Here is a 12,886-nt window from a genome sequence, read left to right on the forward strand (position 1 = left end):
AATAGCCCCTCACCATTACAGATGTAAATAATCTTGTTTAAGTACTTTTTCGATATCCTGCATAAGACCTCTTCTTACTTTATATCCAACATAATTTTTTTCTAGGTTAATTAATTTCTTTAATGCTTTGAAATCTACACTATATTTTTGACAGAGGGTTTCTAAGTCTGTTATTTGCTCCCCATCAAATAGCGGGCGGTCATCATATTCCCAATCTAAATCATAACCCATTACTTCTCTGTGAATTAATGGAAGTATATCTTCCCAATCCCCATTTTCGAGCCAATATCGGCGAATGGCTCTTAGCTCTTCTTCACTTATTAATTCTACATTTTCTCCATCGGGGTTTCTTAACTCTTTTTGGAGAACTAGAAGCTTATGAAGAATGTCTTTTCGAGTTTCCATAGTAAATGGTCCAAGCCCAAGTTGTCCAAAGGAACCTTCCTCATCCAATCTCACTAATATCTTAGGGTCAAGAGGAGAGCTTAAATCAATATTGTTTTCTTCGATATAACCTTTAAGTTCTTCCTTTTCTATAATTGTGAAATCTTCTAGCGGTAGATACTGTTTAGCGCGACTTGATTTCTTCGGAATTACTATACAAACTTCATTGTTATACAGTTCTGTTTTTACTTTATTAAAGTATATTTGACCACCCATTCGGTATTTCATACGCTTGTCCCGCTCATCGCGAATTTCAGCTAACCAATTGCGAAAGGCAAGCAAAGGCTTCAACCATTCAGCCCCACTTATGATAAATCCGTTGAGGGCTTTGTCTTCATTGACTACTGTACAAACCCAGCATCCAAAACGGCTATTACCGCAGGAACCAGCACTTTCTTTAATGTTTTTATCTACTACTAATGGGCATTCACCGCTACTGGAGTCTTGATACAATTTATTGAGTTCATGATTGTCTCCGCCCCATGGTGAAGAATAATTAAGAAGATAGGCCCATACATCATCTACACTAAATTTGCGAATAGGGGCATATACATAGGCATTTGGTAAAGAAGAGTGTCGCATTAATGTTTTTCCCTCAACTGTATGGGATTTTAAGACTTGGTCACGACTTTGACTCTCGTTTTCACGTACTCCAAGTACCATTACAACTTCTCCAAATCTAGAAACCTTATCCATGATAAACGCATTAGCAGGTTCGATTTTTAAGCGGTCCGTACACCACCGAAATTGTTGATTAGGAGAAGGGTAGCCTTTTCCGATAATATTTGACCAAAATGATTTTTCAGAGACCGGTTTTACTTTATGTGTTTCAATAGGAAGGTCATGTTTTAATGCTTCCTCTTGGATAAGACGTAATGTCGTATTAATGGAATCAATAATTAAAGGTGTTTCAACAAGAGTATCTGATGAAATTACATAAACTTTCTTATGTAATTGCTCAGAAGAAAGATCCTTTAACGCCTCAAATACAAGTTGCACTACGACAGTAGAATCTTTACCGCCACTATAACCAACTACCCAGGGACGGTTATCAGAGAGATAAACTTGTTTGATATGTTCTTTTGTTTCATCTATTAAACTGTTAGCATCACTTTGTTGGTTAAATAAATTACTGATTACATTGTTTAACATAACTACACTCCTAAACGAGATTTCTCTTCTATTTTTTGTTCTAGATCTGTGAGAGGAAGCCCTAATTTTTCTTTTAATTTATTAGCTGTTAATGTTACGGTATCCCTTGTCTTTTGAATTCTGCCGTTAACACCAAAGGCTCTACCTAGCCAATCCTCTGTATTTGTTCTGCTGTAATCAATTTCAGACAGCTTACTTATATAGAGCTTCCAATCATTTGAATGGTGTTCGCATAAGTACTTACCAACTAAGCCAACAGCCTCTATAAATACACCATGTCCAACAATGTAATTGACTCTGAGATCACGTGGACTTAATTCTTTATTAAAAACCATTTTCCATTCGACTATTGACTCACAAAGTAATTGCCAAAACTCTTCTAGAAAATTCTCTTCTTCGTCTGTTATAGAGTCACCTTTTGTTTTTCCAAGGAGACGAAGATTCGTATTGAATATATGGTTTAATGCTAGTATCTTTGGAGAGTTCTTTGACAAATTTACTCTTTCCTTATCTGTATAACGAGAAAGTAAATCATTTGTGACTATAAGTTTTTTTGTTACTAGTGCCAATTTGTCACGATGGTCGTATAAAATGCCGATCGAAGAAGTTGTGTTTACCGCATGCCGATTTAAATCTGAGAAAATTTGTTGTGATTTTTTTAATCCCTGGTCATGATAAAATACGACTGATATTGTTTCATTTCCTAGCTCTGGAGATACTTTGATAGCTTCTTCAATAGCAGCACGACGATGTTGACCATCATTAATAAGAAATTTGGCATCTAATGAAATATGCAATTGTCCCAGATCCTGAAATGATTGATCAGTACTTAGAGGGTGAAATTCAATTTCCCCATCTATAGATGCAGTTAGTGATGAGAAGACATAATCATTAGGGTTTTCAACTATATAATTTGTAATCTCAGGTATACGAACTCTATTAATTATTCGTTGGGCCCGATGTTCTGGTGGAATTTCCTCTTCATCAAATAAAAAGATTTTTGGGATAAGACGCAAAGGACACATAACGACATAATATTCCTCTCCACCTTGTTTTCCACGGAGGGCAGGGAAATTATAGCTAAAACCATAATTCATATTGTTTCACCTTCCATTACGTACGTAATAATATGTTTTGATTATATATAATTTGCTGTTAGAGTGCAATTGTAAAGGGTGAGATAAAGAATAAATGTTCGGTGAAAGAGTCTGTATAAAATAGAATTTAGAGCTGATGAATTTAAATAGTGAAAAGTGGAAATAGAAATTTCAAAAAATAGAGGGTTAATATGTTAAAATAATGGGATTAGCCAGTTTTATTGGCACTAATTCTATTGAAATTAAGATATGATAAATTCCTGTCGTTTTTTGTTTCTTTTTCAGAATTTATGTTAAAATTTGTATAGTATATCAGCAGATATTTAAGAAGGTGATGGTTTAATGGAAGATAAGGTATATTGTCTAATATCAGAATTACAGCGATTTAAACAGTCTTCAAAAGAAGCTGTAGAAAATATAGAAGAGTTTAATGAATTCAAACAGTATATGCATGTAGAGAGACCTTTTGAAAAAGAACTCATTAGTATTTTAAGAGAAATAAAAGAAAATAGCTATCCTAATTTAGTCATGGTTTGTGGAAGTGTGGGGGATGGGAAGTCCCACTTAATTTCATTCCTTAAAGCTAAATATCCAGATTTATTTGAAAATGTAAAAATTCATAATGATGCTACTGAGAGTTATTCACCAACCCAAACCTCAATGGATACGTTACGTATAGAGTTAGATATCTTTTCCGATAAAAATATTGGACAGAAAGCTGGAAAAGATATTGTTATGGCGATTAATTTAGGTACACTCAGTAATTTTTTGAACGCTGCATACAGCGAGGAATTCACAGTATTAAAGAAGTTTGTGGAAGAGCGAAAAATTATTGAAGATGAACAGTCTTCTTACGAAATTGATGAATCTAGCCCTTTTCGTTTTATAAACTTAAGTGACTATCATCTCTATGAACTGACACCAAATGGAGTTGACTCTCACCTCCAAAAAAGTTTACTGGAGAAAATTGTTGGTGAAAATAGCCAAAATTCTTTTCATTATGCTTTTGAAAATGCTTGTCAGTCCACATGTCCAGTAAGGGACAGATGTCCAGTTGTAAGAAACTATATGCTCTTGCAAAAAGAGAGTGTAAAAAAAGCGATTATTGAACAAATCTCTGAACTCATAATTAAATATAAGGTAATTATTTCTGCGAGAACGTACTTGGACTTCCTATATAGAGTACTTGTACATGAAAGGTTTGACCAGCTGAAAAGCTTTGACAGAATAAAGAAAGAAGTAAAAAAACAAAAAGATTCAGAATATATCGCTGCTCTCTTACCTAATCTTTTTTATGAGTATGGTAAAAGGAGCGAGCTATTTCATAATTTAGAAAATATTCAGCCTGATACTATTCGTGACAGTGAAGTAGATGACCTAATTCTTACATTTTTTAACACTGATGATCTCAAAAGTATATTCTCCAAATATTTAGATAGGAGCATACTAGAAGAGTTAGATATAGAAACGATTTTAGAACAATTTAATCCGAAGGACAAGGAGATGCAACTATCTTTATTTCATACCTTATTAAGATTTAACCGTTTCTTGTCGGATGTCTCGACAATTCAAATAAAAGATAATGTGTATGATAAGTATATATCATATCTTTACCATTGGAATAAGAGGAATATAGTAGAAATTAGAGACCTATATAAGGATGCAATTCATAGTATTTATAACTGGAATGGAGAGGCAGAAAAGGGGAAAATTAATCGATTCATTGGTCGTAATCAATTAAAATATACAATTAGCCAAGCGTTAAAAATTGAACCTTATGTGAATCAAGAGGAAAAAAGAGAGGAAGAAAAGCTGGAACGGTTTTTAAATCATATTAATTTAGAGTTTAAAGTGGAAAACTCTTCGGTCACTCACTCTATAAAAATTGACTATAATTTATTTGAATTAATTATAAAAATTAAGTTTGGTTACCGTCCAAATAACTTTGATAAAAACAATTTCATCAGTTTTGTTGATTTTGTAGAGAAAATTATAAAAGTAGGTTGTAATGATAACCTTATGGAATTTAGAAATAAAGTAGGTAGGGAAGTCAAGTCATACTCTTTAACATATGATCATGTATTTAAAGTTTATGAGTTTAAGGAGAATCAATCATGAAGCTTCATCTAAATAGGGAGACCCTTAATAATGAATTTAAAGTAAAAAATGATTTAGACCAGAAAGTAAGATTGACCCACACATCTGGTCCTAAAGGGAAAAAACTATTGCCTTATACAGCTTCTGATAATGTTATTAACAAATATCAGGCTTTACTTGGCAACTTTTCTAGGGAAGTTAGTTTAAAAAAATATGAGGAATTTGATAAAGAATCATTTTTTAAATCAATTGAAAAAAATGTAGAGTCCAAAGAGTCAGATAAATTTTTAACAATTATTAATGAGTTATTTTTTGATGAACAAGGTGAACTCGTAATGTCCCATCCTTTCTTCTTTAACTATTTAGAAGAAGGGGGAAATAATGAGAAAAAAGTAGCTTTATTTTTGAAGGAAGTGCTAGCGTCCTCAGAGATTATAGATAAAGTGTCAAAGTTATATAATGAGCGTCCGAATAATGTACTGCTGTCTCTTCTATATGCATCATTGCCAGCACTTGAAGAGAAGACTAAACGTGAAGAGTCCAAAGAGTATGTTTGTATTTTACCCGAGATTAAAGAATTATTTAAAGAAGATTTACTCTTTTTATTAGAGGATAACGAGCTGCTCATTAGCCATTTTAAAGATTTAATACTTTATTATTATTTGTTTTATACAACTCAATTAATTTTAGATTTAGACCGGATGTTCGCTGAAAAAAAAGAAAAAGTGTACCCAGTTTATTTTAATGTATCATGGGAAACAAGATCTAAAACTAGGGACAGTTTTAAACAAGGATGGAAAATGGTATCAGCAAAACTATCTAAGTTGTTTGCTCATATTAATTGCCTAGCTATGCTTAATCACATGGAGAATGATGAGTATCCAACTGTAACATACGACCATTTTAAAGAACTTGTTAGTTCTTTATCTGGAGAACAGCAAGAAGAGATAGCTGTCGATATCAAGCAGCTAAATAAAGATTATCAAAGTTACTTAGGGGATGTTGATTGGGCAAAAATAAAGAGGATTTATTCATTTGAAGAACAAGATGATGCATTAAAAAGTGTAGAAGAGCTTTTTCATAGTATTTCTTTCCAGTTCCAAAAGAAAATATCAAGCAGGAGCAGAGCGGCAGAGCGCTATTATGAAGGATATTTGGAATTTGTCAAAAGATATTTCCTTAAGCAGAGTGGTTCGTTAGGATACACGTTCAACCTATCACAAGATCAAGTCATTTTTCTAACGAAACTATGCATTAAAGGAAAAAAGAAGATGCCTTTAAGAGAACTTTTTATTCAAATGGAGGAAAGAGGAGTATTTTTTGATAGAGATTCAAGGAGACACGTAACAGAATTGTTTGAAAGACTTAATATTTTAGAGAAAAAATCAGATAGTGGTGATGCACAGTATGTCAAGTACATTCTATAAATTTATTGCGAACACAATTATTAACTATGTTGTGAATCATTCGGTTAAACCAGGTGATAAATTTCATATTCAATTTGAGCATGAATCTGAAGTGAAGAACCTTTTGGAAGCTTTAAAAGTTTGTGCAGGAGAGACTGATCAATATGACGATTTTGTATATGTCAAAAACGGAATATACAATAGCTTTACAATTTCAAATGGGGAAATCGAAGTTCTAGTTGCAGGAACGATTGGTGGGGTAACGGCAGATTTTTTGACTACTTTGAGGAACTTAGTAGGAACTGCAGAACCAAGCTTTGAAAATAAAGCTATCTTATTTGTTCATCACACGACCCTTGACAGTATTATAAAGGGGACTGTTGGCTTTCAGGATACTGGTATGCCTCTTTCATCTCAAGAAATAAAAAAGTATATAAATGACCAGTTACAAGTATCATCTCTGAATGATGAAACTAAAACAGTATTAGGCTTTATATTAGAGAAGGTTAAAGAGAGAACAAGTAATACGCCTAGACAATCAGTATTCGAATATGAGGATATCTTAAAATCGCTAGATCGAAATATTACAGTATTCGATTATCCAGAATTGGGTTTATTTCCGGACCATGTATTACCAACATATAATCATGATCATAAAAGTCAATTAGAGCGCCTTAAAAACAATTATGAATTGTTTAATTATGTGAATGAGTCGGAAGCGTACGGTGATCTTGAAACAGATTTAGAAAGATATTTCGATGATGACGGAATTAAAAAGATATTAGAAGGAGACTGGAAGCGGATTGAGTACAGTGAAATTAAACAGTTTAACCAAAATCGTTTAAATATGAGTCCGCCAAGTTATCTGGAGGAAAACGTAAAACAATCATTAGAGGGATTATCTTTTTGGGAAAGACCTGAGGGAGAGACAAAAGCTAAGAGCAGGAAACGTCACCTTATTGTATTTAATCCAGATAACATTAGTGAAGTAAATATTGAATTTTTATTTGACAGAAATTTAAAAAGTGAGTATTTGAAAAATGTTGTAGGAGATGCAGCTAGTGTTTCTAGAAGAAAGATAAAGTTTGCCCATCATTTTATATATGGAGAAACTAATTTTCTAAAGTTCCGTTATAAGGAGCAGAGCGCAACATTTGAATTTAATATTGCAATTGTCTCAATAAAGGAAGAGTTTTTTGAATCTATTCAAACTAATTTTTTAATTGGCTTTAAAGGTAAGCAGGGCAATATTAAAGTGCTCTCAACGGGAGACACAATTAAGTTTAATGAAGCAGCAGGTGAAACCGAGATATCAGTGGATATTGAAAAAGGAAATGAGCAAATTAATTTTACACATACAGAAGCTGTAAAAATTTCAAAATCCGATGAGTATATTCAAAATCAGGGTGGCGAACTCAGTTTTGATTTAGTGTTTAATGATGTGGTCGTACCATTGATTTTTGTGTCAGAACTTCCTAAATCAAAGATTGTAAAAGCCATTGAGATTTATAAATTGAAAAGAGAAAAAGAACAAGATTTTAAAATAGACCAAGACAATAAATTGGTTTTGGGTAATCAGGATTATCAACTTAAAGATCAGGACTATATAAATAGTTTAGAAATTGAAAAGGAATTTATTAAACAAAGTGCACTGGCTCTTGAGAAACTTGGGGACAAGATCCAGATTAGGAAACTTGATTTACCTAGTGAGTTAGAACAAGCATATTTAGAGTATATAGATTACTTTCAGTCAAAAGATCTGTTGCCAAGCTTAGCGTATTGGACGCCGGCTTTAATGAAGTTAGCTAAAAGATATATAGACACTTTTATAGCTGCTGTAGAGCAGATTGAAGAAGGAGCGACTTTATCAAGTAGTGAGAAGAATCTGACGTTGTTAGGTACGGTTACTCATAATGATGAATTAAAAACGCTAAGTTACTCACCCCTTCATCCAATTAACGTAGCGTATCAATATTACTTTTTTAACCAAGTACAGTCAGAGGAAGTTCCGATTGAAATTATTCAAAGATTGAATTCAAAAAATTTAAGTCCATATATATATTATGACAATGAAATATACAAACCGGTGGACCAAAATCATTCGCCTGAGTGGAATTATTTTCATAATTACCGCAGTGCTAGATATAATCTATCGACAAGTTTCGTCTCCAAATTAGTGGCTGATAAAATATATGAATTTACGAATCATTATAATTATCTTTTTAACGTAAGTAAGCTGGCACCCATCAAATTAAATTTAATTAATCTTGGGGATTGCCGTGAAGTACTTCAAGGAATTTTCTTATATTACTTAAACCAGTTAAAAAAGAATGCTGAAATCGATCATTTAAACCCTATAGAAATTTTCATATATGGGGAAAACGACCAGTATAACAGTTTTGAAGAGATATCTTTTTATAGCCATTATGAGGAGATTGAAAAAGTATTTAATATTAGTTTGAAAAATAGTAAATATAGCGAGGAAGATGTATTAAATGCTTTTAGACGAAAAGTTCAGTTCTTTAAGAAAGAACTGAAAGAAGATCAAGAGCTTAACTATGCTCATATTACATTTTATGAGTTAGCCCAATATGTTGATGAAACAATAGATGCCATGGATAAAATGGAGACAGGTATCTCATTAAATGGTTTATTTTCATCAAGTATGTCTTCCTATATTGGAAATTCCTATCGTACTGGCTTTGGTACAAAGTATTTATGTGAGGAACGAAACGAACTGCTTAGATTAGCTGCATTATATAATAGTTTGATGCTAGCTTCAGGTAGACAGAACCCATACGATTCAGAGAAAACAATTGTTACAGCTTTTTCAAATGAAGGAAAAGAAGTTTTAAATAAAATTTATGATGCTTCTCATTGGGTAACATTTATCGAGCCGAAGTTTGATTTAAGCTTCTTTACAGAAGGGAGCCATGATCAAGATCTTCTAATTTTACATTATAGTGATCAGTATACACCTTCCAATAATTATGATGCTATTACTGTTACTAGGAGAACACGTCAATTTCAATCGATTATTGAAGAGTTTTTATCACAACGTTTGAATACCTATGAAGAAGACTCATTTAAGAGAATTATTAATCTGTTTAATAGTCTGAACGGTAATTGGCTTCTCAGAATGATTGGGGATAAAAGTCAATTTTCAAGGGAGAAAATGAGTATTTTGTCAGCTGTGAAGTTTGCCTTATCATTCTTTGCACATGATAAAATAATATGGATTCCACTATCTCTTGAAGAAATATTAAGAGTTTCGGGAGCAGTAGGACTGGCCCAAAAAGAAAGCTTATTTTCTGCGAGCAATTTAGGAATAACGGGGGCACAAAGTGATGATTTATTAATGATAGGTATTGAGATTGGAAATGAGCGTCCTATTGTGCATTTTTACCCTGTTGAAGTTAAAATTGGAAATATCCAGAAGGGTGTACTTGAAAAGGCTTATAAACAGGTGACGGCTACATCGAGGACAATTATAGAAAAACTGACTTCCGACAGTTTTACAAGCCAGGTTTATAGAGATTTCCTAAGTCAATTAGCTATTATTAGTGCGAAAAAGATGAAACTCTATAAAGTTTGGCCAGAAAATGATTGGGATGTAATTTTAAATGATAGTGTAAGGACCAATCTGTTAAGTGATAATTATGATATTAGTACGGACCTTAACGACTATATTGGTAATGGTGGTATTATTACTTTTGCAAAGGACAATTATTTTAGGTCTATGCAATTAAAAGATGAAGTACTTACTCTATCATTAACAGAACAGGATGGATATGAATATCTGAGCATTCAGCAAGAAGAGTTATTTGAGAGGTTGCATCGCAATCAGGATGATTTTCCAAAGGACCAACTTTTATGGAATATTTATAAAAAGAAGCAAGTTTATATTACGGATGAAGATAATGAACTTGAGGGAAATGATGAAGTTTTACGTGATGACAATGGTAATGATCTTACTGGATCAAAAGGTCCGTATGATGATCATGTAGCTGAAACACTTGGAGGTGGCACTCTTCCTGATAAAGAGCCTCTACCGACTGATGGTGTGGATCCTAATATTGAACCAATGAAAATACTCTTTGGAACATCTACCAGTACCGGTAAGGACCTGTATTGGTACCCAACAACTACAAGTAAAATTATGCATACAAATACAGGAATTATTGGGACAATGGGAACTGGTAAAACACAATTTACAAAGTCCTTAATAAAACAGTTGAGTGATAACTCAATACAAAATGTTAACAGCACGCCGTTAGGAATATTGATTTTTGACTATAAGGGAGATTATATAAAAGCGGATTTTGTTGAAGCTACCGGTGCAAAGGTATATCACCCATACCATTTGCCATTCAATCCTTTAGCTATTTTTGAGGGAACGGTATTTAAGCCTTTGCTTCCCTTGCATACAGCAAGTTCTATTAAGGAAACAATCGCAACGGCTTTTAATCTTGGTCCAAAACAGCAGCAGTTTCTTAATGATGTAATTTTAGCTGCATATGAATCAAAAGGAATTAAAAGAGGAGACAGGTCAACTTGGCAATTAACGCCACCAACATTTCAAGATGTATATAATAAGTTTATAAATCATGATGAAATGAAGGAAGATAGCCTGTATGCGGCATTAAAACAAATCTATGATTTTGAAATTTTCTCTCCAAATGCTGAGGAAACAATGACTCTGTATGATTTAGTAGATGGAATTACAGTCATTAACTTAGCAGGGTATGACAGAAGCGTCCAAAATTTAGTTGTCGGTATAACATTAGATACTTTTCACTCTCAGATGTCTACGAAGGGACATAGTACTATTTTAGGTGATTATCGAGAGTTAACAAAGATGATCCTGGTAGATGAAGCTGATAACTTTATCAGTCAAGAGTTCTCTTCTTTAAAGAAAATAATGAAAGAAGGAAGGGAATTTGGAGTAGGTACTATCTTGTCTACACAGTTTATGAGTCATTTCGCTACAAATGATAACGACTATTCTCAATATATCCTTACATGGGTCGTGCATAGGGTACCATCGATAAAAAAGAAAGAAGTACAGTCTGTGTTTAATCCAGAGACCGTTCAAGAAATTGAGCAGATTACAAATAAAATTGCACAATTAGAAAAACATCGCAGTCTCGTTACATCTGTCTCCGATCAGAAATACGAGGTAATGGAAGATATGGCTTTCTGGAAGTTAATTTCAGAATATAACTAATAAAAAGGTCACTCTCATATGAAGATGGGAGTGACCTTTTTATTAGGAATGGCTGGATCAAGAGCTAGAATTATAGATAGCTTTGAGAATGGAACATTATTGTATTTTTACTAGGTATTAGTTTAGGCTCATATCTAATGTAGTGTTGCCGGATAATACATCTATTCGTATGAAATATAAAAACTGATCCCTTTATGAAAGATCCAGTCAAACAGACTGTTTTTTTATGTTAATAAAGAATCTCCTCTTTATAAGTCAAATTTTTATCCATCCACAACATAAATATAAAAAGAACCAACTTTTTTCACAATTTTTCCCTTCATTTAATGTAAACCAGACCTCTAGATTGCCAAATATAAAAAGTTATTTAAAAAGCATTCTATTAAAAAACAGAAAGATATTTCCTTTATAGAAGAAGATAATATACTTTTTTTACCATTTAAACCGATTTCATAGGTATTTGTTAACAATTCTGCCACATTATTTACCCCTAATTAATAAATTTACAAAACGTTTACAAAACTCTAATAAAACATTTACAAACGATGTTTATGCTAGAGAAGTTGCCAATAGATTATCTTGGAGGTTTAGAAATGACGGTTATAAGAAAAACAACGATAGGATTATTGGTGCTATCCTTAGCCGCCATGTTATCAGCATGTGGTATGTCTGATGAAAGTAAAGAAGGATCATCAAGCAATAACAAATATACACTATCGATTTCGGGATCCACATCTGTTGGACCTTTAACTGAAAAATTAGCAGATAAGTATGAAGAAAAAAATGAAATAAATATAGAAGTAAATCAAATAGGTTCTTCTGCTGGAATCACAAATGCGACAAATGGTGTGTCAGAGATCGGCATGTCTTCGCGTGATTTGAAAGAGGAAGAAAAGAAGAACGGCCTGAAGGAGAGTATTATTGCTTACGATGGAATTGTAGTAGTAACCCATCCGAGTAATAAAGTTAAAAATCTTACAATGGAGCAAGTAAAGGAGATTTTTACCGGTAAGGTTACAAACTGGAAGGAGCTTGGGGGAGATGATATGGAAATTGTCGTTGTCTCCAGAGAGGATGGTTCCGGCTCACGTGATGCTTTCCAGGAAATAGTAGACTATACTTCCGGTGAATTAGTTAGAACTGCGATCGTTGCGAGCGGTAACGGTAATATTAAAACTACCGTTGCTACGAATAAGCATGCAGTAGGATTTATTTCATTTGAATATATCGATGATTCTATTTCTACTGTGGATATTAATGGAGTGGAGGCTACAGCAGAAAATGTTCTGCAGCAAAAATACAGCTTGTCACGACCGTTCCTGTTTGTTTACAAAGAAGAATATCTTAATGATGAGGGACAGAAATTTATAGATTATATTTTAAGTCCGGAGGGACAAGCGATTGTATCAGAAACAGGAGTAATACCGTTAAAATAAACAATTAATGATGCAATATTTATATCA

6 protein-coding genes are annotated in these 12,886 nt (G+C 33.1%); 4 read left to right on the forward strand and 2 right to left on the reverse strand.

The genetic code is table 11. The features are described 5' to 3' along the window. Positions 1-15: 15 nt before the first annotated feature. Positions 16-1,596 carry a DNA phosphorothioation system sulfurtransferase DndC gene (gene dndC / locus BFA01S_RS07375; protein ID WP_066227731.1) on the reverse strand — a complete coding sequence of 527 codons (1,581 nt, stop codon included), beginning with the start codon at positions 1,594-1,596 and terminating at the stop codon, positions 16-18. Positions 1,597-1,598: 2 nt separating this feature from the next. After that, a complete protein-coding gene (gene dndB, locus BFA01S_RS07380) occupies positions 1,599-2,693 on the reverse strand; it encodes a DNA sulfur modification protein DndB (protein WP_066227733.1) in 1,095 nt (364 codons plus the stop codon). Between the two features lie 342 nt (positions 2,694-3,035). On the opposite strand from dndB, the gene dptF reads away from it, so the two are divergent. From dptF to BFA01S_RS07400, 4 genes are all read left to right on the forward strand, one after another. Beyond that, on the forward strand, positions 3,036-4,811 hold the full coding sequence (dptF, locus tag BFA01S_RS07385) for a DNA phosphorothioation-dependent restriction protein DptF (RefSeq protein ID WP_066227736.1): 1,776 nt from the start codon (positions 3,036-3,038) through the stop codon (positions 4,809-4,811). Beyond that, positions 4,808-6,217 (forward strand): DNA phosphorothioation-dependent restriction protein DptG, encoded by a 1,410-nt coding sequence (gene dptG / locus BFA01S_RS07390; protein ID WP_066227739.1) that lies wholly within the window; start codon positions 4,808-4,810, stop codon positions 6,215-6,217. Before dptF ends, dptG begins: the two co-directional genes overlap by 4 nt. Then, positions 6,198-11,423: a DNA phosphorothioation-dependent restriction protein DptH gene (gene dptH / locus BFA01S_RS07395; protein WP_066227742.1), complete on the forward strand. Its 5,226-nt coding sequence runs from the start codon at positions 6,198-6,200 to the stop codon at positions 11,421-11,423. The genes dptG and dptH overlap by 20 nt, the downstream gene beginning before the upstream one ends. A 593-nt stretch (positions 11,424-12,016) precedes the next feature. Then, entirely contained in the window at positions 12,017-12,859 is an 843-nt protein-coding gene (locus BFA01S_RS07400) for a phosphate ABC transporter substrate-binding protein (RefSeq protein WP_066227745.1), read from the forward strand. The last annotated feature ends 27 nt before the right edge of the window (positions 12,860-12,886 follow it).

Source organism: Metabacillus fastidiosus NBRC 101226, assembly GCF_001591625.1.
In the GTDB taxonomy this organism is placed as follows: domain Bacteria; phylum Bacillota; class Bacilli; order Bacillales; family Bacillaceae; genus Metabacillus; species Metabacillus fastidiosus.

Excerpts from the sequence above, each read along its gene's own strand:
- dndC (WP_066227731.1), bottom strand. The coding sequence starts at position 1,596 with ATGTTAAACAATGTAATCAGTAATTTATTTAACCAACAAAGTGATGCT.
- dndB (WP_066227733.1), bottom strand. The coding sequence starts at position 2,693 with ATGAATTATGGTTTTAGCTATAATTTCCCTGCCCTCCGTGGAAAACAA.
- dptF (WP_066227736.1), top strand. The coding sequence starts at position 3,036 with ATGGAAGATAAGGTATATTGTCTAATATCAGAATTACAGCGATTTAAA.
- dptG (WP_066227739.1), top strand. The coding sequence starts at position 4,808 with ATGAAGCTTCATCTAAATAGGGAGACCCTTAATAATGAATTTAAAGTA.
- dptH (WP_066227742.1), top strand. The coding sequence starts at position 6,198 with ATGTCAAGTACATTCTATAAATTTATTGCGAACACAATTATTAACTAT.
- BFA01S_RS07400 (WP_066227745.1), top strand. The coding sequence starts at position 12,017 with ATGACGGTTATAAGAAAAACAACGATAGGATTATTGGTGCTATCCTTA.